The 24732-nt window shown below is 69.8% G+C and carries 26 protein-coding genes; 8 read left to right on the forward strand and 18 right to left on the reverse strand.

Features of this window, described 5'->3' with window-relative positions:
* Positions 1-57 precede the first annotated feature (57 nt).
* Positions 58-474: an FHA domain-containing protein gene (locus ACIA47_RS19090; RefSeq protein ID WP_091405846.1), complete on the reverse strand. Its 417-nt coding sequence runs from the start codon at positions 472-474 to the stop codon at positions 58-60.
* 257 nt (positions 475-731) lie between these two features.
* On the opposite strand from ACIA47_RS19090, the gene ACIA47_RS19095 reads away from it, so the two are divergent.
* Together ACIA47_RS19095 and ACIA47_RS19100 are read left to right on the forward strand one after the other, a co-directional pair.
* Positions 732-2228, forward strand: coding sequence for an aldehyde dehydrogenase family protein (locus ACIA47_RS19095; protein WP_396709496.1), 1497 nt, complete (start codon positions 732-734; stop codon positions 2226-2228).
* 80 nt (positions 2229-2308) lie between these two features.
* Complete coding sequence (locus tag ACIA47_RS19100; protein WP_396709498.1) at positions 2309-2965, forward strand: methyltransferase domain-containing protein; 657 nt, start codon at positions 2309-2311, stop codon at positions 2963-2965.
* An 8-nt stretch (positions 2966-2973) separates the two neighbouring features.
* Here the strand turns inward: ACIA47_RS19100 and nucS are convergent, their stop codons facing one another.
* On the reverse strand, positions 2974-3633 hold the full coding sequence (gene nucS / locus ACIA47_RS19105; RefSeq protein ID WP_124821209.1) for an endonuclease NucS: 660 nt from the start codon (positions 3631-3633) through the stop codon (positions 2974-2976).
* 71 nt (positions 3634-3704) lie between these two features.
* Here nucS and ACIA47_RS19110 point away from each other — a divergent pair, with 71 nt between their 5' ends.
* Positions 3705-4322 carry a DUF4126 domain-containing protein gene (locus tag ACIA47_RS19110; protein ID WP_203120486.1) on the forward strand — a complete coding sequence of 206 codons (618 nt, stop codon included), beginning with the start codon at positions 3705-3707 and terminating at the stop codon, positions 4320-4322.
* Between the two features lie 171 nt (positions 4323-4493).
* On the forward strand, positions 4494-4790 hold the full coding sequence (locus tag ACIA47_RS19115) for a DUF1540 domain-containing protein (protein ID WP_203120485.1): 297 nt from the start codon (positions 4494-4496) through the stop codon (positions 4788-4790).
* A gap of 88 nt (positions 4791-4878) precedes the next feature.
* Here ACIA47_RS19115 and ACIA47_RS19120 read toward each other — a convergent pair whose 3' ends face one another.
* Entirely contained in the window at positions 4879-6885 is a 2007-nt protein-coding gene (locus tag ACIA47_RS19120) for a protein meaA (RefSeq protein WP_396709501.1), read from the reverse strand.
* Positions 6886-7036: 151 nt separating this feature from the next.
* Here ACIA47_RS19120 and ACIA47_RS19125 point away from each other — a divergent pair, with 151 nt between their 5' ends.
* Both ACIA47_RS19125 and ACIA47_RS19130 read left to right on the forward strand, forming a co-directional pair.
* Positions 7037-7888 (forward strand): ABC transporter ATP-binding protein, encoded by an 852-nt coding sequence (locus ACIA47_RS19125; protein ID WP_396709503.1) that lies wholly within the window; start codon positions 7037-7039, stop codon positions 7886-7888.
* Positions 7885-8730 carry an ABC transporter permease gene (locus ACIA47_RS19130; protein WP_091405863.1) on the forward strand — a complete coding sequence of 282 codons (846 nt, stop codon included), beginning with the start codon at positions 7885-7887 and terminating at the stop codon, positions 8728-8730. Before ACIA47_RS19125 ends, ACIA47_RS19130 begins: the two co-directional genes overlap by 4 nt.
* Positions 8731-8770: 40 nt before the next feature.
* On the opposite strand, the gene ACIA47_RS19135 is transcribed toward ACIA47_RS19130, so the two are convergent.
* Together ACIA47_RS19135 and murA are read right to left on the reverse strand one after the other, a co-directional pair.
* Positions 8771-9619 (reverse strand): 3-hydroxyacyl-CoA dehydrogenase family protein, encoded by an 849-nt coding sequence (locus ACIA47_RS19135; RefSeq protein ID WP_396709506.1) that lies wholly within the window; start codon positions 9617-9619, stop codon positions 8771-8773.
* 94 nt (positions 9620-9713) lie between these two features.
* Positions 9714-11156 (reverse strand): UDP-N-acetylglucosamine 1-carboxyvinyltransferase, encoded by a 1443-nt coding sequence (gene murA / locus ACIA47_RS19140; RefSeq protein ID WP_396709508.1) that lies wholly within the window; start codon positions 11154-11156, stop codon positions 9714-9716.
* Here murA and ACIA47_RS19145 point away from each other — a divergent pair.
* On the forward strand, positions 11155-11727 hold the full coding sequence (locus ACIA47_RS19145; RefSeq protein WP_091405871.1) for a cob(I)yrinic acid a,c-diamide adenosyltransferase: 573 nt from the start codon (positions 11155-11157) through the stop codon (positions 11725-11727). The two genes, murA and ACIA47_RS19145, sit on opposite strands and share 2 nt — an antisense overlap.
* Positions 11728-12045: 318 nt before the next feature.
* Here the strand turns inward: ACIA47_RS19145 and ACIA47_RS19150 are convergent, their stop codons facing one another.
* The 13 genes from ACIA47_RS19150 to glyA form a co-directional block, all read right to left on the reverse strand.
* A complete protein-coding gene (locus tag ACIA47_RS19150) occupies positions 12046-12501 on the reverse strand; it encodes a DUF2550 domain-containing protein (RefSeq protein WP_091405874.1) in 456 nt (151 codons plus the stop codon).
* 12 nt (positions 12502-12513) lie between these two features.
* Positions 12514-12795 carry a F0F1 ATP synthase subunit epsilon gene (locus ACIA47_RS19155; protein ID WP_030333186.1) on the reverse strand — a complete coding sequence of 94 codons (282 nt, stop codon included), beginning with the start codon at positions 12793-12795 and terminating at the stop codon, positions 12514-12516.
* A gap of 88 nt (positions 12796-12883) precedes the next feature.
* Positions 12884-14026, reverse strand: coding sequence for an LCP family protein (locus tag ACIA47_RS19160; RefSeq protein WP_203120495.1), 1143 nt, complete (start codon positions 14024-14026; stop codon positions 12884-12886).
* A 224-nt stretch (positions 14027-14250) separates the two neighbouring features.
* Positions 14251-15687, reverse strand: coding sequence for a F0F1 ATP synthase subunit beta (gene atpD / locus ACIA47_RS19165; RefSeq protein ID WP_203120480.1), 1437 nt, complete (start codon positions 15685-15687; stop codon positions 14251-14253).
* Positions 15687-16616, reverse strand: coding sequence for a F0F1 ATP synthase subunit gamma (locus tag ACIA47_RS19170; RefSeq protein WP_203120479.1), 930 nt, complete (start codon positions 16614-16616; stop codon positions 15687-15689). Before ACIA47_RS19170 ends, atpD begins: the two co-directional genes overlap by 1 nt.
* A gap of 4 nt (positions 16617-16620) precedes the next feature.
* Positions 16621-18273 (reverse strand): F0F1 ATP synthase subunit alpha, encoded by a 1653-nt coding sequence (gene atpA, locus ACIA47_RS19175; protein ID WP_396709512.1) that lies wholly within the window; start codon positions 18271-18273, stop codon positions 16621-16623.
* 141 nt (positions 18274-18414) lie between these two features.
* The gene (locus ACIA47_RS19180) at positions 18415-19236 is read right to left on the reverse strand and encodes a F0F1 ATP synthase subunit delta (protein WP_203120477.1); all 822 of its coding nucleotides are present in this window, start codon (positions 19234-19236) and stop codon (positions 18415-18417) included.
* A complete protein-coding gene (locus ACIA47_RS19185) occupies positions 19236-19775 on the reverse strand; it encodes a F0F1 ATP synthase subunit B (RefSeq protein WP_091406472.1) in 540 nt (179 codons plus the stop codon). The genes ACIA47_RS19180 and ACIA47_RS19185 overlap by 1 nt, the downstream gene beginning before the upstream one ends.
* 32 nt (positions 19776-19807) lie before the next feature.
* Positions 19808-20035, reverse strand: coding sequence for an ATP synthase F0 subunit C (locus tag ACIA47_RS19190; protein WP_074314047.1), 228 nt, complete (start codon positions 20033-20035; stop codon positions 19808-19810).
* A gap of 63 nt (positions 20036-20098) precedes the next feature.
* Positions 20099-20896 carry a F0F1 ATP synthase subunit A gene (atpB, locus tag ACIA47_RS19195; RefSeq protein WP_396709515.1) on the reverse strand — a complete coding sequence of 266 codons (798 nt, stop codon included), beginning with the start codon at positions 20894-20896 and terminating at the stop codon, positions 20099-20101.
* 11 nt (positions 20897-20907) lie between these two features.
* A complete protein-coding gene (locus ACIA47_RS19200) occupies positions 20908-21144 on the reverse strand; it encodes an AtpZ/AtpI family protein (RefSeq protein WP_091405894.1) in 237 nt (78 codons plus the stop codon).
* A gap of 213 nt (positions 21145-21357) precedes the next feature.
* Entirely contained in the window at positions 21358-21783 is a 426-nt protein-coding gene (locus ACIA47_RS19205; protein WP_396709517.1) for a hypothetical protein, read from the reverse strand.
* Positions 21776-23065: a serine hydroxymethyltransferase gene (gene glyA, locus ACIA47_RS19210; RefSeq protein ID WP_203120475.1), complete on the reverse strand. Its 1290-nt coding sequence runs from the start codon at positions 23063-23065 to the stop codon at positions 21776-21778. The genes ACIA47_RS19205 and glyA overlap by 8 nt, the downstream gene beginning before the upstream one ends.
* A gap of 35 nt (positions 23066-23100) precedes the next feature.
* On the opposite strand from glyA, the gene ACIA47_RS19215 reads away from it, so the two are divergent.
* Positions 23101-24561 carry an SDR family oxidoreductase gene (locus ACIA47_RS19215; protein WP_396709520.1) on the forward strand — a complete coding sequence of 487 codons (1461 nt, stop codon included), beginning with the start codon at positions 23101-23103 and terminating at the stop codon, positions 24559-24561.
* Positions 24562-24732 lie beyond the last annotated feature (171 nt).

Below are 24732 nucleotides of genomic sequence, written 5' to 3' on the forward strand. Positions count from 1 at the left end.
TCCAGGTGTCGGACCGCCACCTAACCGAGCTGCCCGGTGTGGCCGGCCGCCAGGCGATCAGCGACGCGAGCCGGGTGGCGCGGCCAGCGGCAGCGGCAGCGTCGGTCGGACGTCGCGCCTGGACGGGCCGAAGCTGAGCCCCACCGGGTCGGTGAGCGCCACCCCGGGGTCGAACAGGCGCAGTTCGGTGCGGCCAAGCCGGATCACGTCGCCGTCGGAGAGTCGTTCCACCTCGGTGATCCGCCGGTCGTTGAGCCAGGTGCCGTTGGTGGAGCCCAGGTCGCGCAGGGACGGGCCCTCCGGGGCCAGCCACACCTCGGCGTGGCGACGGCTCAGGTGTGGGTCGTTGATGACCACCTGACCGGTCGGCGCTCGGCCGATCACCTGTATCTCGGCTCGCATGCGAAAGCTCGCACCGCGCATCGGTCCACCCGCGACCGTCAACAGCGGCATCAGTTCCGGATGTTCCTCCATGGACAGTCAGCCCTCCACCCCACACCGTCACTCCGCGCGTCAGCTTGCCATCAGACGGTAGTCGTCAATACCGACCGGCCGGTCAGCCTCTCGTCACCTCCCGGCCACCTGCCGTTCGACGGTTCGGGCGGGCCGCATTCGTCACCAACGCCCTGACCTGCACTGATCAACGATCGGTCGGGTTGGTGCGACGCCGGTCCCCGGGCCCCGAATCGGGGACCCTACCGGTGAGTAATCCTCAGGTCTAGACTTCCGCCATGACGGCAGTGCATATCCCGGGCGTTCCGGTCATCGACGCGGGCCAACTGGTCTCCACCAGCCCGGCGACCGGCGCCGAGGCCGGTCGCCTCCCGGTCGCCACCGACGCCGACGTGCGGCAGGCCGTCGACAGCGCCCGCGCCGCCGGTGAGTGGTGGGCCGGTCTCGGCTTCACCGGCCGCCGCCAGCGGATGCTGCGGTGGCGTGCCCTGCTCGCCAAGCGCATCGAGCAGTTGGCCGAGTTGGTTCACGTCGAGGGCGGGAAGCCGATCGCCGACGCGATCGTCGAGATCGTCACCGCGATCGAGCACATCGACTGGGCCGCCCGCAACGCCGGCCGCGTGCTCGGTCCGCGCCGGGTGCGGTCCCGGCTCATCCTCGCCGAGTTCTCCGGGCACCTCGAATACCAGCCGCACGGGGTGGTCGGCGTGATCGGGCCGTGGAACTATCCGGTCTTCACGCCGATCGGCTCCGCCGCGTACGCCCTCGCCGCCGGCAACGCCGTGGTGCTCAAGCCGAGCGAGTACACGCCCGCCGTCGGGCAGTGGCTGGTGGACAGCTTCGCCGAGGTGGTGCCCGAGCAGCCGGTCTTCACCGCCGTGCACGGGCTGGGCGACGTGGGCGCGGCGCTGTGCCGCTCCGGCGTCGACAAGCTGGCCTTCACCGGCTCCACCGCCACCGCCCGGAAGGTGATGGCCGCCTGCGCCGAGACGCTGACCCCGGTGCTCATCGAGGGCGGCGGCAAGGACGCCATGATCGTCGACAGCGACGCCGACCTGGACGCGGCCGCCGAGGCGTGCGTCTGGGGCGGCATGACCAACGCCGGCCAGACCTGCATCGGCATCGAGCGGGTGTACGCGGTCGACGCCGTCTTCGACGCCTTCGTCGACAAGGTGGTGGCCCGCGCCGGTCGGCTGACGGTCGGGCCGGAGGGCACCGACATCGGCCCGATCACCATGCCCAAGCAGATCGAGGTCATCCGCCGGCACATCGACGCCGCGATCACGTCCGGCGGGCGCGCCGTGCTCGGCGGCCCGAGCGCCGTACAGCCGCCGTACGTCCACCCCACAGTGCTGGTGGACGTACCGGAGGAGTCGGCTGCGGTCCGCGAGGAGACCTTCGGTCCCACGCTGACCATCAGCCGGGTCCGCGACGTCGACGAGGCTGTCACCCGCGCCAACGCCCTTTCGTACGGTCTCGGGGGTTCGGTCTTCGGCCGGCGGCGTGCGGTGGCCACCGCCCGGCGACTGCGCTCCGGGATGGCGTCGATCAACTCCACGCTGACCTTCGCCGGCATGTCCACCCTGCCGTTCGGCGGTGTGGGCGACTCCGGCTTCGGGCGGATCCACGGGGAGGACGGCCTGCGTGAGTTCGGTCGGGCCAAGGCGATCACCCGACGTCGTGCCCGGTCGCTGCTGCCGTCGATGACCTTTGAGCGCACCCCGGCCGACGTGGCCCGACTCGTCAAGGCCATCAAGGTCATGTACGGGAGGTAAGTGTCGGATAACCGATCATCAACGAGGATCGGTGTATCCACATGTTTATACGCCGTGGTCACGGCGGTACATTGCGTTAAATGGGCCCCAATCGATTGCGCTACCGCCTTGTCGACAGTGACCAGTCGTGGAGCGCCCGACGGCGTCGGCACCGTTCGGACTGGCTGGCGCGCACCTTTCCCAACATCGGCGACATGCACGTGGTCGACCTCGGTGGTCGGCTCGGCACCTGGCACCGCGCCACCGTCCGACCGGCCCGAGTGACAGTCGTCAACCTGGAGCAGCCGCCCGCCGTCGTTCCGGAATGGGCCCACGTCGAGCGGGCCGACGCCTGCGACCTGCCCCCGCACCTCACCAAGGGCAGCTACGACCTGGTCTTCTCGAACTCGGTGCTGGAGCATGTGGGCGGGCACGAACGCCGAATTCGCTTCGCCGCCGCCGCCCGCTCACTGGCCGACCGGCACTGGGTGCAGACGCCCTACCGCTACTTCCCCATCGAGCCACACTGGATCGCGCCCGGCATGCAGTTCCTGCCGGTACGACTGCGCACCGCGTTCGCCCGACGCTGGCCGTTGGGGCACAAGCCGACCCGCAGCCACGACGCCGCCATCCACCAGGTGCTCTGGACCGAGTTGTTGGACCGCTCGCAGATGCGCCACTACTTCCCCGACTCGACCATGCTGGTGGAGAGGGTGTTCGGTCTGCCGAAGTCACTGATCGCGGTGCGCAACGGGTAGGTCGCCGCTCAGAAGAGGGTCAGCTCGTCCTTCACGATGCCGCGCAGCCTGTCGTAGTCCACGACCACACACCGGATGCCCCGGTCGGTGGCGAGCACCCGGGCCTGCGGCTTGATCTCCTGGGCGGCGAAGACCCCGACGACGGGGCTGAGCAGCGGGTCACGGTTCATCAGCTCGAGATAACGGGTCAACTGCTCCACCCCGTCGATGTCGCCGCGCCGCTTGACCTCGACGGCGACCGAGCCCGAGTTGGCATCCCGGCACAGCAGGTCGACCGGGCCGATGGCCGTCATGTACTCGCGGCGGACCAGCGTGAACCCCTCACCCAGGGCACCCGGGTTGGCGGCCAGCAACTCCTGCAGGTGCGCCTCCACCCCGTCCTTGCGCAGGCCCGGATCCACACCCAGCTCGTACGAGGTGTCCTGGAAGATCTCCTCCAGGGTGATCCGCAGTTCCTCGCCAGCCTTGTTGACGACCCGCCACACACCGGGGGCCTCCTCCAACCGACACGGCGGGCTCATCCAGTTCAACGGCTTGTACGCACGGTCGTCGGCGTGAATGGACACCGACCCGTCCGCCTTCACCATCAGCAACCGGGTGGCCAGCGGCAGGTGAGCCGAGAGCCGTCCGACATAGTCCACCGAGCACTTCGCAATGACCAACCGCACCCGACGAGGGTAGCCGAGCACCCCCCGGTCGCCAGCGAGCGGCACTGGCGCGTCGATGCGATGCTGAGACCGTGTTCGAAGTCCTCACCGGCACCGGTCTCGCCGCCTCGGCGGGGCTGAACGCCTACATACCCCTGCTCATCCTCGGTCTACTCGGCCGTTACACCGACCTGATCGACCTGCCCAGCGGCTGGACCTGGCTCGGCAACGGCTGGGTCATCGCCATCATGGCCGTGCTGCTCGCCGTGGAGATGGTCGCGGACAAGGTGCCAGTGGTCGACCACATCAACGACGTGGTGCAGACAGTGGTCCGACCCACCGCCGGTGGCCTGGCCTTCGGCGCCGGCTCCTCGTCGGAGACGGTGACGGTCAGCGACCCGGGGAGCTTCTTCTCGTCCCACCAGTGGGTGCCGGTCGCCACCGGCGTACTGCTGGCGTTGGGCGTGCACCTGCTCAAGTCCGCGGCCCGCCCGGTGATCAACGCGACCACCGCCGGGATCGGCGCCCCGGTCGCCAGCACCGCCGAGGACGCCACCAGCGTGGTGGTCTCCCTGGTGGCGATCATCCTGCCGGTGCTGGTGCTCGTCGTCCTGGTCGGCCTGGCGTTCTTCACCTTCTGGTTCTTCCGTCGTCGATCCGAACGACGCCGCGAACGAGAGGCCGCCCGCGCCGCCGGCTTCCGCGTCTGACGCTTGATCGACTCGGGTTCCTGGAAACCGGGCCATCCCCCGCAGCGGGAGACCCCGCGTTCCTGAAACCCGAGTCGATCACGCTGGGCGGCGGATCGGCGGCCCGCCATACCGGGGTTGCACGGGTCGACAAAAGCCTAGGATCGGGGCAAGAACCTAGAGGAGGTCGGCATGACCGCAGCGTTGGAGATGCCCCGAGTCCAGGAATGTGTGGTCGCCGCGTGCGCGTACAACCAGTCGGGTGACTGCCACGCCTTCGCGATCACCATCGGCAGCATGGATCACGCCCACTGCCACACCTTCGTCGAGTCGCCCGTGCGCGGCGGCGTGGAGAGCCTGATCGCGCAGGTGGGCGCCTGCCAGCGCGCCGACTGCCGGCACAACGAGCAGCTGGAGTGCCACGCGGCGTCGATCAGGGTCGGTCCGGACAACGACATGGCCGACTGCATGACCTACGCCGGCCGCTGACCAACCACGGCGCTGACCTGCCGGCGGCGGGTCGGGCTGGGAGGGCCCACGCGAGCAGGCTGTCGCACGGCCCGGCGACGACGCCCGATCAGGGCAGGTCGTTGGCGTGACGGATGACCGTCACCAGGTCGTCGATGATGCCGGTGAGGGCGAAGTCCTTCGGGGTGAAGACCCGGGCGACCCCGGCCGCCCGGAGGGTGTCCGCGTCACTGGCCGGGATGATGCCGCCCACCACCACCGGCAGGTCCGGCCGGCCGGCGGCGCGCAGCCCGTCGAGCACCGCGGGCACGGCGGCCAGGTGCGACCCGGAGAGCACGGAGAGCCCGACCAGGTCGACATCCTCCTCGACGGCGGCGGCGACGATCTGCCCCGCGGTCAACCGGATGCCCTGGTAGACGACCTCGAAGCCGGCGTCGCGGGCGCGTACCGCGATCTGCTCCGCGCCGTTGGAGTGCCCGTCCAGGCCGGGTTTGCCGACCAGCAGCCGCAGCCGGCCGCTGCCCAGCTCCCGCGCGGTGGCGGTGACCCGCTCTCGGACCGCCACGAGGCCCGGCTCCCCACCGCCGCCGGTGGCACCGGCCAGGCCGGTCGGCGCCCGGTACTCGCCGAACACCTGGCGCAGCGCGCCGGCCCACTCGCCGGTGGTCACCCCGGCCCGCACGCACTCCAGGGTGGCCGGCATCAGGTTGGTGGTGGTCGCGGCGTCCGCGCGCAGCCGGGCCAACGCCGCGTCGACGACGGTCGCGTCCCGGTCGGCCCGCCATCGGCGTACGCCGTCCACGGCGGCCGCCTCGACCGCGGAATCGACCTGCTCGACGGCGCCTGCGCCGGCGGCGGTCAGCGGGGAGGGTTCCGTCTCGGTGTACCGGTTGACCCCGACCACCACGTCGGCACCGGACTCCATCCGCCGACGGCGCTCGGCCAGCGACGCGACAAGCGCGCTCTTGAGGTGGCCGGTCTCCACGGCGGCGACGACGCCGCCCAGCTCCAGCACCTTGTCCAGCTCGACCCGCGCCCCGGTGACGACCTCGTCGACCAGTGCGGTCATCACGTGCGAGCCGGCGAAAAGGTCGGGATATTCGAGCAGATCCGATTCGTACGCCAGGACCTGCTGCATCCGCAGCGACCACTGCTGGTCCCACGGGCGGGGCAGGCCGAGCGCCTCGTTCCAGGCGGGCAGTTGGACCGCGCGGGCCCGGGCGTCGCGGGACATCGTCACGCCGAGCATCTCCAGCACGATGCGCTGGATGTTGTTCTCCGGCTGCGCCTCGGTGAGGCCGAGCGAGTTGACCTGCACGCCGTAGCGGAACCGCCGTTGTCTGGCGTCGGTGACCCCGTACCGGTCCCGGGTGATCTCGTCCCAGAGCACGCCGAACGCGCGCATCTTGGCGATCTCCTCGACGAAGCGCACCCCGGCGTTGACGAAGAACGAGATCCGCTGGACCACGTCGCCCATCCGCTCGGCCGGCACCTGGCCGGAGTCACGGACCGCGTCGAGCACGGCGACAGCGGTGGCCAGCGCGAAGCCGACCTCCTGCACGGGCGTGGCGCCGGCCTCCTGGAGGTGGTACGAGCAGATGTTGACCGGGTTCCACCGGGGCATCTCGCGCAGCGTGTACGCCACCACGTCGGCGGTGAGCCGCAACGACGCCGCCGGCGGAAAGATGTAGGTACCCCGGGACAGGTACTCCTTGATGATGTCGTTCTGGGTGGTGCCGGCGCAGCGGGTCAGGTCGGCGCCCTGCTCCAGCCCGACGGTGCCGTACAGGGCGAGCAGCCACATCGCCGGCGCGTTGATGGTCATCGAGGTGTTCGTGTCGGCGAGCGGGAGACCGTCGAAGAGCGCCCGCATGTCACCGAGGTGGGCCACCGGCACGCCGACCCGCCCGACCTCACCGGAGGCGAGTTCGTGGTCCGGGTCGTACCCGGTCTGGGTAGGCAGGTCGAAGGCGACCGACAGGCCGGTCTGCCCCTTCGCCAGGTTGCGGCGAAAGAGGGCGTTGGTCGCAGCGGCCGACGAGTGGCCGGCGTAGGTGCGCATCACCCACGGGCGGTCCCGCTCGGGCAGTCGCCCCGGGAATGCCGTCTCATCCATGGCCGGAGTCTAAGTTACCGTTCAGTAAAAGGAGCTGTGGAAAACCACACAGGTCCATGTCGGGGACGTCCGGGTGGCAATCGCCCGCAGTGGCGTGGACCGCCACACCCCGGGCACCACCCGACCCAGGCCAGGACGCACACTGGACGGCATGGATGACGAGCTGGCCATCTCCGTCCGAGGGCTGCGCAAGGCGTACGGCGACAACGTGGCGGTGGCGGGCGTGGATCTGGACGTCCACCGCGGCGAGGTGTTCGCGTTGCTCGGCCCGAACGGCGCCGGCAAGACCACCACCGTGGAGATCCTGGAGGGTTACCGCCGCCGGGACGCCGGCGAGGTCTCCGTGCTCGGCGCGGACCCGGCCAACCCCGACGCCGGCTGGCGCTCCCGGGTCGGCATCGTGCTCCAGGGCACCGGCGAGTTCGACGAGCTGACCGTGGCCGAGGTGATCCGGCACTTCTCCGGCTTCTACCCCGACGCGGACGACCCGGACAAGGTGATCGAGCGGGTCGGGCTGGCCGACAAGGCGAAGGCCCGGACGCACACCCTCTCCGGCGGGCAGAAGCGCCGCCTGGACGTGGCCCTGGGCATCATCGGCCGCCCCGAGCTGCTCTTCCTCGACGAGCCGGCCACCGGTTTCGACCCGGAGGCCCGCCGCGAGTTCTGGGAGCTGATCCGCGATCTCGCCGCGGCGGGCACCACCATCGTGCTCACCACCCATTACCTGGACGAGGCCGAGGCCCTCGCTGACCGGGTCGGCGTGATCGCCGGCGGCCGGCTGGTCGAGGTCGCCGCGCCCAACCGGCTGGGCAATCGGCAGGAGGCCCTCGCGACGGTCTCCTGGCGTACCGCGGAAGGGACGCTGGAAAGCGCGCAGAGCGCGACGCCGACGGCCTTCGTGGCCGACCTCGCCGCGCGCTACGGCGGCGAGGTCCCCGGGCTCACGGTGACCCGGCCGACCCTGGAGGACGTCTACCTCACCATGACCGGACACGCGCGATGACGACCACGACGAAGCCGGCGACGCCGGTCACCGCGACTCGCGGCCGGCGGCCGGGTGCCGGCGCGCTCGCCCTGCGCCAGGGCCGACTGGAGATCACCCAGTTCCTGCGCAGCCGGGAGTCGGTGGTCTTCACGATGGGCTTCCCCATCATCATGATCCTGATCTTCGCGTCGATCTTCGACGGCACGATCGGCGGCGGGGTCAAGTTCACCCAGTACTTCATCACCGGCATGATCGCGACCGGCCTGATGACGGTGAGCTTCCAGAACCTCGGCATCTGGATCCCGATCGAGCGGGACCGGGGCGTGCTCAAGCGCTACCGGGGCACGCCGATGCCGAAGTGGGTCTGGTTCGCCGGCAAAGTGATCATGGTGGTGGCGATCGGGATCGCCGAGACGGTGCTGCTGCTGGCCGTCGCGGTGGCCCTGTTCGACCTCGACCTGCCGGGCACCGCCGCGAAATGGTTCACCTTCGGCTGGGTCGCCGTGCTCGGGGTGACCGCGTGCACCCTGTGCGGCATCGCGATCTCGTCGCTGGCCCGCACCGCCCGCAGCGGCTCGGCGGTGGTCACCCCGGTGGCCCTGGTGCTCCAGTTCATCTCCGGTGTGTTCTTCGTCTTCACCGACCTGCCGACCTGGATGCAGCAGGTGGCGGCGGTGTTCCCGCTCAAGTGGATGTGCCAGGGGCTGCGGTCGGTGTTCCTGCCGGAGAGCTTCGGCGCCCAGGAGCCGGGCGGCTCGTTCGAGCTGGGCCGGGTGGCGGTGGTGCTGGCCCTGTGGTGCGTGATCGGTGTGGTGCTCTGCCTGACCACCTTCCGCTGGACCACCAAGCGCGACGGCTGACCGGCCAGCCGGGGCGGGCGACCGCCCCGGCTGCCACAGCTCAGTACGTGTAGAAGCCCTTACCGGTCTTGCGGCCCAGGTCACCGGCGGTGACCATGCGCTGGAGCAGCTCCGGCGGGAAGAACTTCTCGTCGGCGGTGTCGGTGTAGATGTTCTTCGAGGCGTGCAGCAGCACGTCCACGCCGGTCAGGTCGGTGGTGGCCAGCGGGCCCATCGCGTGCCCGAAGCCCAGCCGGCAGGCGGTGTCCAGGTCCTCCGCGGACACCACCCCGGACTCGACCAGCTTGACCGCCTCCATCACCAGGGCGGAGATCAGCCGGGTGGTGACGAAACCGGCGATGTCCCGGTTGACCACGACTACCGTCTTACCGATCTCCTCGGCGAAGGCCCGCGCGGTGTCCAGCGTGGCGTCGCTGGTCTTGTAACCGCGCACCAGCTCGCAGAGCTGCATCATCGGCACCGGGGAGAAGAAGTGGGTGCCGACCACCGCCTCGGGCCGCTCGGTCACCGCGGCGATCTGGGTGACCGGGATCGCCGAGGTGTTGGTGGCGAGCACCGCGTCCGACTTGCAGATCTTGTCCAGGGCGCGGAACACCTCGTGCTTGATCTCCAGCCGCTCGAAGACCGCCTCGACCACGATGTCCGCGTCCGCCGCCGCCTCCAGGTCGGTGGTCGGGGTGATCCGAGCCAGCGTCGCCTCGACCTCGGACGCCTCGATCTTGCCCTTCTCGGCGAACTTCCCCAGTGACTTCCGAATACCGCCGAGACCCCGGGTGGTGGCCGCGTCGTCCAGGTCGCGCAGCGTCACCTGCCAGCCCGCCTGCGCCGCCACCTGGGCGATGCCGGAACCCATCAGCCCGGCCCCGACGACCGCGAGTCGACCCGCCATCTGCTTCTCCCTCGCTGCGATTGAGTGCCTGCCTGCACCCTAGTCGGCGAGCCTGAACGATGGCTAAGTGGCGGTCGGGCCGGGTTGTGGGGCCTCAGATCTCCAGTGCCGGCTCCTCCGGCGTGGTGCCCCGCTCGACCGCCACCCCGAGCGCACGCAGGTCGGCCACGAAGTCCGGGTAGCCCCGGTCGACATGGTGCACGTGGGAGACCTCGGTGACCCCCTCCGCGCAGAGTCCGGCGATGATCAACCCTGCTCCGGCCCGGATGTCGGTGGCCCGCACCGGGGCACCGGAGAGCCGGTCCCGGCCCCGGACCACCGCGTGATGCCCGTCGGTCTTGATGTCCGCGCCGAGCCGCATCATCTCGTTGGCGAACATGAACCGGCCGTCGAAGATGTTCTCGGTGATCAGGGAGGCGCCGTCGCTGACGGCCGCCAGCCCGATCGCCATCGGCAGCAGATCGGTGGCGAAGCCGGGGTACGGCAGCGTCACCACGTCCACCGCCCGGGGCCGCTCGTCCATCCGTACGCGGAAGCCGCCTCCCCGGGTCTCCACCAGCCCGCCGGCGGCCACCACCTTGTCCAGGGCGACCTCCAGGAAGGCCGGGTCCAGCCCGGTCACCGTCACGTCGCCCCGGGTCATCGCAGCGCCGAACGCCCAGGTGCCGGCGACGATCCGGTCCCCCACCGTGGCGTGACGCACCGGACGCAGACCGGGCACCCCGGTGATGCGCAACGTCGACGTGCCCGCGCCGACGATGCGCGCGCCCATCTGGTTGAGCATCGTGCAGATGTCGACGATCTCCGGCTCCCGGGCAGCGTTGTCGATCATCGTGGTGCCCTGGGCCAGCACCGCCGCCATCACCAAATTCTCGGTGGCGCCGACGCTGGGGAAATCCAGCACGATGTCCGCGCCACGCAGCCCGTGCGGGGCGGAGGCGATGACGAACCCGTGCTCACCGGAGATCTCCGCGCCCATCCGGGTCAGCCCGGAGATGTGCATGTCCAACCCCCGCGACCCGATCGCGTCGCCGCCGGGATGGGCCACCCGCACGTACCCCCGACGGGCCAGCAACGGGCCGAGCACGCAGATCGACGCGCGCAACCGTCGAACCAGGTCGTAGTCGGCCTCCGCGCCCGGCTGCTCGGGTACGTCGATCGTCACCGACCGGGACCGGGCCACGCCGCCACGGGCGACCATCGGGTCGACCGGGTCGTCCGCGTCGAACTGGACGTCGCAGCCCAGCCGACGCAGCACCTCTCCCATGATCGCGATGTCGGTGATCCGGGGGACGTTGGTGATCACACTGCGGCCCGGCGCGAGCAGCGCGGCGGCCATCAGCTTCAACGCCGAGTTCTTGGCACCGACCACGTGCACGGTGCCGGACAGTCGGGCGTCACCGCGTACCCGGATGACGTCGACATCGTTGACCGCCGAATCGCCGGCGTCGCCGGGACCCACCACCACCGGCCAGCCGGCGGTGCTGTCCGGCCGCGCCGGGATCGTCAGGTCGGGAATCCGTAGGCTGTGCGTCATGGCCGTCCACCTCACGCGCATCTACACCAAGGCCGGCGACGCCGGCATGACCAGGCTGAGCAACAACGAGCAGGTGCCGAAGACCGATCCACGGATCGCCGCGTACGCGGATGTCGACGAGTGCAACGCGGCGATCGGCGTCGCCCTCGCGCTGGGAAACCTCGACGAGGAGCTTCGCGGCGTGCTGGGGTCGGTGCAGAACGACCTGTTCGACGTCGGCGCCGACCTGTCCACCCCGGTCGAGCCGGAGCCGAAGTACCCGCCGCTGCGGGTGACCGAGGAGTACGTCGAGCGCCTGGAGGGCTGGTGCGACGAGTACAACGCACGCCTGAGCAAGCTCGACTCCTTCATCCTCCCCGGCGGCACCGCAGGCGCGGCGCTGCTGCACGTGGCACGGACCGTCGCCCGGCGTGCCGAACGGGCAGCGTGGGCGCTGGTCAGCCACGATCCGGAACGAACCAGCACGCTCCCGGCAAAGTATCTCAACCGGCTCTCCGATCTGCTCTTTATCCTGTCAAGAACGGCAAATCCGGCAGGAGACGTGCTATGGGTGCCGGGCGGCAAGCGCTGAACGTCGGCGCTCCGCACCACGTCGAGGTCTGGGTTCCCACTCTGCCCGCCACCACGCGTAGCCAGGGCCGACTCCTCGGCGAGCCGACCTGACCAGCGCCTAGATCGACCCGACGACGTGATCTTGCGGCACCTGGACCACCGGGAAGGCAGGACTCAGCTGCATCGGTAACGGCACATGAGAAAACCGCCCCGGACCGGCGCACAGTGCCCGACGAAGGGTTTCCGGGGGAGCCCGCCCGGCGCAGGGATCAAGCCTGACCGCCCGGAGCCGGGCGGGCTCCCCCGGAAACCACACGAGCGACCAGAGAAGAGCCGATCAGGCAGCCGGCCAGTCCTGGGAGGCCATACGCGGCGAGACCGCCCCCGGAGGGGCGGCCTCGAGCCAGGAGAGAAAACCGGTCACCGTCGATCGCGCCATGGCGATCTCCACCGGTGCGTGGTTACTGGTACAGCGGAGGATCACCCAGTCGGCCGGCATGGAGAACCGTTCCTGACCTTCCGGCAACCGGCGGCGCTCCACGGCCAGCCCCTTGCGGGAGAGCACCCGCTTGGGCCGGATCGCGAAGCTGAACATCCGGTACCAGCGCAGCTCGTCACCGGCGAACCGGCCGAAGCCGGGCGACCAGCCACGGCCGTCGAGCATGGTGGAGACCCGGACGCTGAGCCGGATGATGCCACCACTGCGGGTGACCAGAGCTCGCCGGACGAAGAGGATCAGAAGCGCGCCGAGGATGACGACAACGCCGATTCCGAATCCTTCGACGATCTCCATCCCCGGTGTGGCTCAGCGGCTCTGCGCGGAGACCGGGGTTGCGCTCTCGGCCAGTACGGTGACGCCGTCGGCGCTGACCGAAAGGAAGCCGCCGGCCACCTCGTAGGCGACCTGCTCGCCGCCGGCGAGCTTGATGCGTACCTGGCCGGGCTCGGCGAGCTGGCCGAGCAGCGGCGCGTGCCCCGGCAGGACACCGAGCTCGCCTTCGGTCGTCCGGGCGACGACCATCTCGGCGTCACCGGACCAGACCTTCTCCTCGACGGCGACGAGCTCGACGTGAAGCTGCTGTGCCACGCTGTCTCCTTGCTGCGGCTACGGATTGCCGAAAGTCTAGCCTGACGATGCGGCGCGCCCAACGCGGGTGGGGACAACGCCGGCCTGACTACTTGGCCTTGTTGACGAATTCCGGGTGCTCCAGCAGGAACGGGTCGAGTTGCTCGTTGTGCAGAGCGGTGAAGAAGTCCGGAACACCTTCCTGGAACTGCTCGCCCAGGTACTTCTTGCCCTCGAAGACCCCGCCACCGGGCAGCTTGATCATCTCGATGGTGTTCGGGCGGATGTCCTTCAGGGCGAGCCCGAAGTCGACCACGCTGTTGCCTCGACCGTTGAAGATCAACGACTGGCCGGCGGCGCGGAGCACCTTGTCCAGCTTGATCGGGTTGGAGACCACGTCGGCGCTGAACGCCTGGCCGACCATGGCCTTGACGAACTGCTGCTGGTGGCGCTGCCGGCCGTAGTCGGAATCCGGAACACCGTTCTTCGGGTAGCGCTGCCGGACGTAGTCCAGCGCCTGCCACCCACTCAGGTGCCTGTTGCCCTTCTTGTAGAGCGCCTGCGGGCCGACGTAGCCCTCACCACGGGTGTTGCCCGGCCGCGGCGTGCCGTCCGGCTGCTTGTGCTCGGACTTCACGTCGCGCTCGATGTACATGTCGACACCGCCCATGGCGTCGACGATCTTCTGGAAACCGGTGAAGTTGATGATCGCGCCAGCGTCGAAGCGCTTGATGCCGGTCACCTTCTGCACTGTGGTGGCGAGCAGCTCGAAGCCCCGTGCCGCGTCGGGGTTGGCCCCCGGCACCTTGCTGCCGAACGACATCGCGGCGTTGATCTTCGTGGTCTCGCCCGGGAAGTCGGCCTTCTTGAACGCCGGGATGTCCACGTAGAGGTCACGTGGCAGCGAGAAGAGGTAGGCCCGGTCCATCGAGGCCGGCACGTGCAGCACCATGATCGAGTCGGCCAGTGGCGCGGCCGTCGGCGTACGCGGGTCGATGCCGACGAGCAGGATGTTGAGCGGACCCTTGATGTCGCTCTTCTTCGCCTGGGCACCCGCCGCCTGGTCGCCGAAGAGGTCAGCCTTGCCGACGGACCCCTCGTAGCGGGCCATGAGCACCTCGGTGCCGACCAGGACCGCGCCGCTGAGCACGGTCAGCACGGTGCCGAAGACCGTGCAGATCCTGGCCCACCGCGGCACACCTCGCCAGATGGACGGCTTGCGGCCACTCTTGCCGGCCTTACCCACGAGCAGCTCCGTTCGTTACGCCCACGACGAGGAAGACGGGCGCACGTCGTCGAAAGGTTGCAAAGATCAACGCTCGTTCACGTGAGCGCGGAACGAACCGTAGCTCGGGACCCTCCGGAGTGACGACCACGAGTAACGGACCGCGACGATGGTAGGACGCGAACATGAACAAAAGACTGCCCCGGCATTGCCGGGGCAGTCTTTTTGCTACTGGTCGGATGAGAGCTGGGTCAGCTCTTCATCAGCTCCTCAGCCTTGCGCTCCAGGTCCTCGAGACCGCCGCACATGAAGAACGCCTGCTCGGGGAAGTGATCGTACTCACCGTCGCTGATCTTGCGGAACGCCTCGATGGTCTCCTTGATCGGGACCGTCGAGCCCGGCACGCCGGTGAACTGCTCCGCCGCGTAGGTGTTCTGCGAGAGGAAGCGCTCGATCCGCCGCGCGCGCTGCACGGTGATCTTGTCTTCCTCGGAGAGCTCCTCAATGCCGAGGATGGCGATGATGTCCTGCAGGTCGCGGTAACGCTGCAGGATCCGCTTCACCTCGGTGGCAACCTGGAAGTGCTCGTTGCCGACGAACTCCGGGGCGAGGATCCGGGACGAGGACGCCAGCGGGTCCACGGCCGGGTAGATGCCCTTGTCGGAGATCGACCGCTCCAAGTTGGTGGTCGCGTCCAGGTGGGCGAACGTGGTGGCCGGGGCGGGGTCGGTGTAGTCGTCCGCCGGCACGTAGATCGCCTGCATGGAGGTGATGGCCTGGCCCCGGACGGAGGTGATCCGCTCCTGGAGCTCGCCCATCTCGTCGGCCAGGGTCGGCTGGTAACCCACGGCGCTCGGCATACGGCCGAGCAGGGTGGACACCTCCGAACCGGCCTGCGTGAAGCGGAAGATGTTGTCGATGAAGAGCAGCACCTCCTGCTTCTTCACGTCCCGGAAGTACTCGGCCATGGTCAGCGCGGAGAGCGCCACCCGCAGCCGGGTGCCCGGCGGCTCGTCCATCTGGCCGTAGACCAGCGCGGTCTTGTCGATGACGCCGGACTCGGTCATCTCGGCGATGAGGTCGTTGCCCTCACGGGTGCGCTCACCCACGCCGGCGAAGACCGAGGTACCACCGAAGTTGCGGGCAACCCGGGTGATCATCTCCTGGATGAGCACCGTCTTGCCCACGCCCGCGCCGCCGAACAGGCCGATCTTGCCGCCCTTGACGTACGGGGCGAGCAGGTCGATGACCTTGATGCCGGTCTCCAGCATCTCGGTCTTCGGCTCCAGGTCCGCGAAGGCCGGGGCCTTGCGGTGGATGCCCCACCGGTCGTCGGCCTCGAACGTCTCGCCCTCTTTGAGGTTGAGCACCTCGCCGATCGCGTTGAACACGCGGCCCTTGACCGCGTCGCCCACCGGCACCGTGATCGGCTCGCCGAGGTCACGCACCTCGGCGCCGCGGACCAGACCGTCGGTCGGCTGCATCGAGATGGCACGGACCAGGTTGTCACCCAGGTGCTGGGCAACCTCCAGGGTCAGCGTCTTCTCACCGCCGGACAGATTCACCTTCACGTGGAGGGCGTTGAACAGGGCCGGCATGGCGTCGCGCGGGAACTCGGCGTCGACGACCGGGCCGATGACCCGGACCACGCGACCCGTGGCCGTCTTGGTCTCTACTGGTGCAGTCATCACACTTCACTTCCCGACGCGGCCAGCGCGTTGGCGCCGCCGACGATCTCGCTGATCTCCTGGGTGATCCCGGCCTGGCGAGCCGAGTTCATCTCGCGCGTGTACTTCTCGATCATCTCTTCGGCATTGTCGGTGGCGCTCTTCATCGCCCGCCGACGCGACGCCGACTCACTCGCCGCCGACTCGATCAACGCCGCGTAGATCCGCGTGTTGATGTACCTCGGCAGGAGCGCGTCGAGCAGCGCCTCCGCCTCCGGCTCGAACTCGTACGCCGGCAGCAACCCCTCGGAGCGCGGCCGGTCCTCCACCTGCATCGGACCGATGACCTTGGTGACCGGGTTCTGCGTCATGAGCGAGTGGAACTCGGTGTAGACGATGTGCAACTCGTCGACCCCGACCACCCCGTCCGCTCCGGCACCGCCGTCGACGTCGTCCGCACCGGCGGTGAACGCCTTGATCAGCGTCTCACCAACGGTACGGGCGTCCTCGAACGACGGCTGCTCGCTGAAGCCGGTCCAGTTCGCCTCGATCGGCCGGTCACGGAACCGGTAGAACCCGACGCCCTTACGCCCGATGACGTAGAGCACCGGCTCCTTGCCGTCCGCCTTGAGCCGCGCGATCAGCGACTCCGCCATCCTGATCGCGTTGGAGCTGTAACCGCCGGCCAGGCCACGGTCGCTGGTGACCAACAGGACACCGGCCCGCCGCACCCGCTCACGCGGGGTGAGCAGCGGGTGGTCGATCCGCGCGTTGGACGCCAGCGCCGTGAGCACACCGGTGATGGCCTGGGCGTACGGCAGGGACGCCTGCACCCGGGCCTGAGCCTTGGCGATCCGGCTCGTCGCCACGAGCTCCATCGCCTTGGTGATCTTCTTCATCGACTTCGCCGAGCGGATCCGTTGACGAAGAACGCGTACCTGGGCCGCCACGGGATCAGCTCTCGGCCGGGCGGTCGGTCGCGCCGTCGCGGAAGCGGGTCACCGTCTCGCGGTTCTCGTCGCCCTCAAGCGGCGTGGCCGGCGCGTCGTTGACCGTGCGCTCGTCCTCCTTGCCGAGGAAGACCTGCTTGAACTCGGCGATCGCGCCGTCCAGCGAGCCGATGATGTCGTCGTTCCACTGGTTGTCGGCGATGCCGGCCAGCACACCCTGGTGCTTGTGCCGCAGGTACTGGAGGAACTCCGACTCGAAGCGCCGGACCTCGCCCACCGGGATGTCGTCCAGCTTGCCCTCGGTGCCGGCCCAGACCGAGACGACCTGCTCCTGCACCGGGAACGGCGAGTAGTTCGGCTGCTTGAGCAGCTCCACCAGGCGCGAACCGCGGTCCAGCTGGGCCCGGGAGGCCCGGTCCAGGTCGGAGGCGAAGGCGGCGAACGCCTCCAGCTCGCGGTACTGGGCGAGGTTGAGCCGCAGCGAACCGGCGACCTTCTTCATCGGCTTCACCTGCGCGGCGCCACCGACCCGGGAGACCGAGGTACCGACGTTGATCGCCGGACGGACGCCCTGGTTGAACAGGTCGGTCTCCAGGAAGATCTGGCCGTCGGTGATCGAGATGACGTTGGTCGGGATGAAGGCCGAGATGTCGTTGGCCTTCGTCTCGATGATCGGCAGACCGGTCATCGAGCCGCCACCCAGCTCGTCGGAGAGCTTCGCGCAGCGCTCCAGCAGGCGGGAGTGCAGGTAGAAGACGTCACCCGGGTACGCCTCACGGCCCGGCGGGCGACGCAGCAGCAGCGACACGGCGCGGTACGCCTCGGCCTGCTTGCTCAGGTCGTCGAAGACGATCAGGACGTGCTTGCCGCCGTACATCCAGTGCTGCCCGATGGACGAGCCGGTGTACGGGGCGAGGTACTTGAAGCCAGCCGGGTCGGAGGCCGGCGAGGCGACGATGGTGGTGTACTCCATCGCGCCCGCCTCCTCGAGCTGCCCCTTGATGGAGGCGATCGTGGAGGCCTTCTGGCCGATGGCGACGTAGATGCAGCGAACCTGCTTCTTCGGGTCGCCGGTGCGCCAGTTGTCCCGCTGGTTGAGGATGGCGTCCAGGGCGACAGTGGTCTTACCGGTCTTCCGGTCACCGATGATCAGCTGCCGCTGACCCCGACCGATCGGGGTCATCGCGTCGATGGCCTTGATGCCGGTCTGCAGCGGCTCGTCGACGGACTGCCGGGACATCACGTTCGGAGCCTGCAGCTCCAGCTCGCGGAAGCCCTCGTTGGCGATGTCGCCGAGCGCGTCGATCGGCTCACCGAGCGCGTTGACCACGCGGCCGAGGAAGGCGTCGCCGACCGGAACGGAGAGAACCCGCTCGGTGCGCTTGACGCGCTGCCCCTCCTCCAACTTGGCGGAGTCACCGAGAACGACGACACCGATCTCCCGGACGTCGAGGTTCAACGCCACGCCGAGCGTGCCGTCCTCGAACTCCAGGAGCTCGTTGGTCATGGTCGAGGGCAGGCCCTCGACGTGGGCGATACCGTCACCGGTGTCGGCGACGGTGCCGACCTCCTCGCGGGAGACGTCGGACGAGTAGGAAGAGACGTAGCGCTCCAGGGCGCCGCGGATCTCCTCCGTCGAGATGGTCAGCTCGGCCATCCTCTGCTTCCTTAAAATTCAGGGGCCCGGGATACCTAGTACCGACCGGTCCGAATGGCGTCTGTCAATCCGGGCGCTGAGCGGCGGAGCCACCCCAACGCTGGGCGGCGGAGCCGCTCAGCCGCGGGGCGGCGAAGCCGATCAGCGCTTCGCGAGCGCGTTGCGGGTCTCGTTGAGGCGGCGCAGGACGGTGCCGTCGTACAGGTCGGAGCCGACCCGCACGCTCACGCCACCCAGGACGTGAGGGTCGACCGTCTGCTTGACGGAGACCTCTCGACCGTATATCGCGGCGAGGCTCGCACCCAGCCGGCGCTCCTCCTCGTCACTCAACGGGGCCGCCACGGTGACGTACGCCACCTGACGGTCCCGCCGTTCGGCGGCGAGTTCCACGAGCCGGGTGAGCGATCCGCTGAAGGAACGCCCACCGAAGCCGGCAAGCGCCACCTCGATGAGGCGGACGGTGGCCAGGTGCGCCTTGCCGGAGAGCAGCTCACCGACCAGGACCCCGCGCTGGTCCACAGGGACCGCGGGGTTGGACAGCACCGCCGAGAGCTCGGGCTGGCCGGCGACGACCTGCCCGAAGCGGAACAGTTCGTCCTCGACCTCGCCGAGATCGCCGGAGGCCTCGGTGCTGGCCAGTGCCGCCTCCACGCCGAGCCGCTCGACGCCGTCGAGCAACTCCGACGGCACCGACCAACGGCCGGAGACCAGCGCGGCGAGCAGGTCGAGCGCGCCGTCGCCGATCTTGCCGCGCAGCATCCCGCCGAGCAGTTCGGCGCGGTCAGCGCCGGACCGGCCCGGGTCCGAGAGGGCCCGGCGCAGCCGCGGCTCGCGCCGCAGCAGCCCGGCAACGGCGAGCAGGTCGTTGGCGGTGTGTGCCGCCGCGACCGCGTCCGTGCCGCGGACGTACGCGTCGAGGCGCTCGGCCGCGACCTTGTACGACTCCCGGCTGGCGGCCTGCATCAGCGGGCCCCCGTGCTCTCGAGACCGCTCAGGAACCGGTCGACGGTGCCCTTACGCCGTGCCTCGTCGGCCAGCGACTCGCCAACGATCTTGCTGGCGAGGTCCACCGCGATCGTGCCGACCTCCGCGCGCAGCTCGCGCACGATGGTGGCCCGCTCGGCGGCGAGCGCGTCCTTGCCCGCCTGGATGACCCGGTCGGACTCTTCCCGCGCCTTGGCGAGGATGTCCTGCCGGATGCCCTCGGCGTCGGCCCGCGCGTCGTCACGGATCTTGGCGGCGTCGGTCCGGGCCTCAGCGAGCTGGGCACGGTACTGCTCGAGCAGCTGGTTCGCCTCGGCCTGGGCGGCCTCGGCGCGCTTGATGCCGCCCTCGATCGCGTCGACCCGAGCCTGGAACGTCTGCTCCATGCGCGGGAAGACGAACTTCATCAGCACGAAGCAGAGCACGGCGAAGGCGACCGTGCCGACCACGATCTCCTGCCAGATCGGAATGATCGGGTTGTGCTCTGACTCACCACCCTCGGCGGCGAGGAGGAACAACATGGGTGACCTCCCGGTCGGAAGGGGCGGGATCAGCCGGCCCAGATGAAGCCGAAGGCGATGCCGAACAGCGCGAGCGCCTCGATGACGGCGAAGCCGATCCAGACGTACGGCAGGGTCATGCGCGACGACTCGGGCTGCCGGGCGGTCGACTGGATGTAGGCGGCGAAGACCAGGCCAACGCCGATGCCCGGGCCGATGGCCGCGAGGCCGTAGCCGATGGCGGCGGTGCTGCCCTCTACCGCGGCGACGTAATCCATTAGTGGTTCCTCCTGGTTATCACGCGTGACTCTCACGCGGGACGACAACGGTTGGTGCGTGGATCAGTGCTCTTCGGCGAGCGCACCCTGGATGTAGCTGGCGCTCAGCACGGTGAAGACGTAGGCCTGCAGGACGATGACCAGCGCCTCGAGGAGGGTCAGCGCCACGGTCATCACCCAGGAGACCACCGAGATCGGCGCCAGCCAGGCGTTGGCGTTGAGCATCGCGAAGCCGCCGAGCGTGAAGACCAGCAGGAGCATGTGGCCGGCGAACATGTTGGCGAAGAGACGAACGGCCAGCGAGAACGGCCGGATGATGAAGGTCGAGAACGCCTCGATCGGGACCAGCAGCGGCAGGATGTACCACGGTGCCGGCGGGATCAGGGCGTGCTTGAAGTATTTGCCGAAGCCGTGGTGCCGGATGCCGATGTAGTTGAACAGCACGTAGCTGATCACCGCGAGGATCGCCGGGAAGGCGATGTGCGAGTTCGGCGAGATCTGGAAGAGCGGAATGATCGCGAACGCGTTCGTCAGCAACACGAAGCAGAACAGCGTCGTGAAGTAGGGAGCGAACCGCACGCCCTGGTGACCGATCATGTCGACCGAGATGTTGTTCCGGACGAAGCCGTAGATCGACTCGGCGAACCACTGCTTCTTGGTCGGCACCAACTTCGGGTTCCGATAGGTCGCCAGGAAGAAGATGATCAGAACGCCGACGGCGATCCAGACCATCAGCGTGAACTTGGTGAACCACGGAGCGTTCTCCACACCCCAGGGCGCGATCGCGGGCAGGTAGAAGTCGTCCACACTGGGTGGGAATGCCGCCTGGCCCGCTGCCAGAACGTTCGCCTGTCCGAACACCGTGTCCCTTCCTAAGTAGGCGTGCCGAGCCGACGGACGACGAGGATGATCCCCCCGGTCACGCCGAGCACGACGCCGATCCCGGTGGCCACGCCACCGGTATCGAGCCACTGGTCGACCAGCCAGCCGATGAAACCCCACACGAGCATTCCTCCGATGAGGTAGCTGAGCGCGGTCCAACCCTGACCGGCGCCGGACGGATAATCGTCCGGTTCGCCGGCGGGACGGGGGGTTTGGTCACCAGCCATGACGGGGCGAACGATATCAGCCGGGAAGACGAGGCTGTGCCTCACCCCCCGCACAACCGTGGTTGTGTGGGCTTCTCGTGGGCGCCGTCGTCTGTGGGCACGCTACTCCCCTTCCGCCCGTCGGAAAATGACCGGAGGCCGACACATTGCGGCGCGTCCGCTGGTTGGGACGACCGCCAGGTCAGCCGCGCGGCCGGCGAGCGTGCACCGTGGTCAGCCGCGCGGCCGGCGAGCGTGCACCGCGGTCAGCCACCAGAGGTGCACCGCTGTCCACACTGCCACCCCGGCGACGATGCCAAGGCAGAGAGGGATCAAACCGGGCCAACCGGTCGACGCCACCGCCACCAGCACCGCACCCAGCAGGCTGAACTTCAGCACGTACAGGCCCACCCCGAGCGGCAGCAGCAACTGCGGGTTGACCTGGTCGGCCCGGGCCAGCACCACAGTGGTGAGGGTGTAGCTGAGCACCGTGACGCCCACGCCGGCCGCCGCGCCGAGCGCGGCCGTCACGCCACCGGTCACCCCGCCCACCACCGCGGCGACCGCGGCGAGCGCCGCCGACGCGCCCAACAGCACCGGCAGGTGCCGCAGCCGCCACCGCCGGTCGGTGTCCGGCGCGACCACCCCGGGCTCAGCCACGGGGATACGCCGGGAACGCCGCGACCAGCTCGGACACCTCGGCACCGAGCCGGGTCAACTCGTCGGCCCCGCCCGGAGCACCGGGATCGGTGCGCACCGCACGGGCGATCAGGGTCGCCACCTGGCGCAGCTCCCCCTCGCGCATCCCCTGCGTGGTGACGCTCGGCGTGCCCACCCGGATGCCGGAGGCCACCATCGGGGGCTGCGGGTCGTACGGGATGGCGTTCTTGTTCAGGGTGATCGACGCGGCGTCGCAGCGGCGCTCGGCCTCGGTGCCGGTGACCCCCAGCTCCCGCAGGTCGATCAGGGCGAGGTGGGTGTCGGTGCCACCGGAGACCGGGCGCATCCCCTCGTCGGCCAGCCCGGCGGCGAGCGCCTGGGCGTTGCTGACCACCTGCCGGGCGTACGTCTGGAACTCCGGCTGGGCGGCCTCGCGCAGCGCGACCGCCTTGGCGGCGACCGCGTGCATCAGCGGGCCGCCCTGGGTGAACGGGAAGACCGCCTTGTCGATCCGCTGGGCCAGCGACTCGCGGCACAGGATCATGCCGCCGCGCGGCCCGCGCAGCACCTTGTGGGTGGTGGCGCAGACGACGTCGGCGTACGGCACCGGAGACGGGATCGCCCGCCCGGCGACCAGGCCGATGAAGTGGGCCGCGTCCACCATCAGGTACGCGCCGACCTCGTCGGCGATCTCCCGGAACCGCGCGAAGTCGATCAGGCGCGGGTACGCGGTGGCCCCACAGATGATCAGCTTGGGTCGGTGCGCCCGCGCCAGGTCCCGTACCTCGTCGTAGTCGATCAGCTCGGTGTCCGGCCGCACCGGGTAGCCGACCGGGTGGAACCACCTGCCGGAGAAGTTCACCCGACTGCCGTGGGTGAGGTGCCCGCCGTGCGGCAGGTCCATCGCCAGCACCGTGTCCCCCGGCTGCACCAACGCGGCGTACGCGGCCAGGTTGGCGCTCGCCCCGGAGTGCGGCTGGAGGTTGGCGTGCTCGGCTCCGAAGAGCTCCTTCGCCCGGGCGATGCCGATCTCCTCGGCCCGGTCCACCTCGGCGCAGCCGCCGTAGTAGCGCCGGCCCGGGTAACCCTCGGCGTACTTGTTGGTCAGCGTCGAACCGAGCGCGGCCAGCACCGCCGGCGAGGTCAGGTTCTCGCTGGCGATGAGCTGCAGGCCGCCGCGCAACCGGTCCAACTCGCCGAGGACCACCCCGGCGATCTCCGGGTCGGTGGCCCTGAGCTGCGCGAAATCCGGCCCCCAGAAGGTGCTCGTCTCGGTCTCCACAGCGAACGAGTCTAGGGGGCCGCAGACTGGGACCTGTGAGATGCCTCGTCACCGGAGCGACCGGCTACATCGGCGGGCGGCTGACGCCGCTACTGCTCGCCGACGGGCACACCGTGCGTTGCCTCGCCCGCAAGGCGGTGCGGCTGCGCGACGTGCCCTGGGCCTCGGCGGCCGAGATCGTCGAAGGAGACCTGAGTCGACCGGAGACGCTGGCCGCCGCGTTCGCCGACGTGGACGTCGCGTACTTCCTGGTGCACTCGTTGGGCCGGTCCGACTTCGAGGCGGCCGACCGCACGGCGGCGACCAACTTCGCGGCGGCGGCGCGCGCGGCCGGCGTACGTCGGATCGTCTACCTGGGCGGTCCGCTGCCGGCGACCGACGCGGTCCCCTCGCCGCACCTGCGCTCCCGGGCCGAGGTGGGCCGGATCCTGCTGGCCAGCGGGGTGCCCACGGCGGTGCTCCGGGCCGCGGTGATCATCGGGTCCGGCTCGGCGTCGTTCGAGATGCTGCGGTACCTGACCGAGCGGCTACCCGCCATGATCACGCCACGCTGGGTGCGCAACCGGATCCAGCCGATCGCCGTCCGCGACGTGCTGAGCTACCTGGTCGGCTGCACCGCCCTGCCGGAGGAGGTCAACCGGGGCTTCGACATCGGCGGGCCGGACGTGCTCACCTTCCGCGACATGATGCAGCGCTACGCCCGGGTGGCCGGGCTGCGCCGGCGGATCATCGTGCCGGTCCGGGCGCTCACCCCGTCGCTCTCCTCGCACTGGGTCGGCCTGATCACCCCGGTGCCGAACAAGATCGCCCGCCCGCTGGTGGAGAGCCTGATCCAGGAGGCGGTCGCTGACGAACATGACATCGCCCGCTACGTCCCGGACCCGCCGGGCGGGCTGACCGGCTTCGACGACGCGGTGGCGCTGGCGCTGACCAAGGTGCGCGACGCCCAGGTGGAGACCCGCTGGTCGAACGCGAGCGGCCCGTACGCACCCGCCGAGCCGCTGCCCACCGACCCGGTGTGGTCCGGCGGCACCGCCTACACCGACGTCCGGGAGCGGACGGTGGACGCGCCACCCGCGGCACTCTGGCGGGTCGTCGAGGGCGTCGGCGGCGAACACGGCTGGTACTCGTTCCCCCTCGCCTGGTCGATCCGCGGCTGGCTGGACCGGCTGGTCGGAGGGGTCGGGCTACGTCGGGGCCGACGCGACCCGCACCGCCTCCAGGTCGGTGAGGCGCTGGACTTCTGGCGGGTCGAGGAGATCGTCCCGGGCGAGTTGCTGCGACTGCGCGCCGAGATGCGGCTACCCGGCCGAGCCTGGCTGGAGATGCGGGTACTGCCGGCCGACGACGGCCGCAGCCGCTACCAGCAACGCGCCGTCTTCCTGCCGCGCGGCCTGCCGGGGCACGCCTACTGGAAGTCGGTGGCCCCGTTCCACGCTGTGGTCTTCGGCGGAATGGCCCGCAACATAGCCCGCAACGCCGAACAACCCCGCTGACCGCCCCGCGCCACCAGCCCCGCCCGCCCCGCCCGCCCCCCACTCCCGCCCGCCCCACTCCCGCCCGCCCCACTCCCGCGATCTTGCACTTTGTGTTGTCGATTTGAGAGCTTCGGCACCTTTTGTCGCGACAGAAATTGCAAGATCGCGGGAGTGGGGCGGGGCGGGGCC

The organism is Micromonospora sp. NPDC051227 (assembly GCF_044455385.1).
Taxonomy (GTDB): domain Bacteria; phylum Actinomycetota; class Actinomycetes; order Mycobacteriales; family Micromonosporaceae; genus Micromonospora.

Coding starts and splice junctions, on each gene's coding strand:
- ACIA47_RS19090 (WP_091405846.1), bottom strand. CDS start 474: ATGGAGGAACATCCGGAACTGATGCCGCTGTTGACGGTCGCGGGTGGA.
- murA (WP_396709508.1), bottom strand. CDS start 11,156: ATGACGCACAGCCTACGGATTCCCGACCTGACGATCCCGGCGCGGCCG.
- ACIA47_RS19125 (WP_396709503.1), top strand. CDS start 7,037: ATGGATGACGAGCTGGCCATCTCCGTCCGAGGGCTGCGCAAGGCGTAC.
- ACIA47_RS19115 (WP_203120485.1), top strand. CDS start 4,494: ATGACCGCAGCGTTGGAGATGCCCCGAGTCCAGGAATGTGTGGTCGCC.
- ACIA47_RS19130 (WP_091405863.1), top strand. CDS start 7,885: ATGACGACCACGACGAAGCCGGCGACGCCGGTCACCGCGACTCGCGGC.
- ACIA47_RS19200 (WP_091405894.1), bottom strand. CDS start 21,144: ATGGCTGGTGACCAAACCCCCCGTCCCGCCGGCGAACCGGACGATTAT.
- ACIA47_RS19095 (WP_396709496.1), top strand. CDS start 732: ATGACGGCAGTGCATATCCCGGGCGTTCCGGTCATCGACGCGGGCCAA.
- ACIA47_RS19180 (WP_203120477.1), bottom strand. CDS start 19,236: ATGCAGGCCGCCAGCCGGGAGTCGTACAAGGTCGCGGCCGAGCGCCTC.
- atpD (WP_203120480.1), bottom strand. CDS start 15,687: ATGACTGCACCAGTAGAGACCAAGACGGCCACGGGTCGCGTGGTCCGG.
- ACIA47_RS19120 (WP_396709501.1), bottom strand. CDS start 6,885: ATGGATGAGACGGCATTCCCGGGGCGACTGCCCGAGCGGGACCGCCCG.
- ACIA47_RS19150 (WP_091405874.1), bottom strand. CDS start 12,501: ATGGAGATCGTCGAAGGATTCGGAATCGGCGTTGTCGTCATCCTCGGC.
- ACIA47_RS19145 (WP_091405871.1), top strand. CDS start 11,155: ATGGCCGTCCACCTCACGCGCATCTACACCAAGGCCGGCGACGCCGGC.
- ACIA47_RS19135 (WP_396709506.1), bottom strand. CDS start 9,619: ATGGCGGGTCGACTCGCGGTCGTCGGGGCCGGGCTGATGGGTTCCGGC.
- ACIA47_RS19190 (WP_074314047.1), bottom strand. CDS start 20,035: ATGGATTACGTCGCCGCGGTAGAGGGCAGCACCGCCGCCATCGGCTAC.
- atpA (WP_396709512.1), bottom strand. CDS start 18,273: ATGGCCGAGCTGACCATCTCGACGGAGGAGATCCGCGGCGCCCTGGAG.
- ACIA47_RS19100 (WP_396709498.1), top strand. CDS start 2,309: ATGGGCCCCAATCGATTGCGCTACCGCCTTGTCGACAGTGACCAGTCG.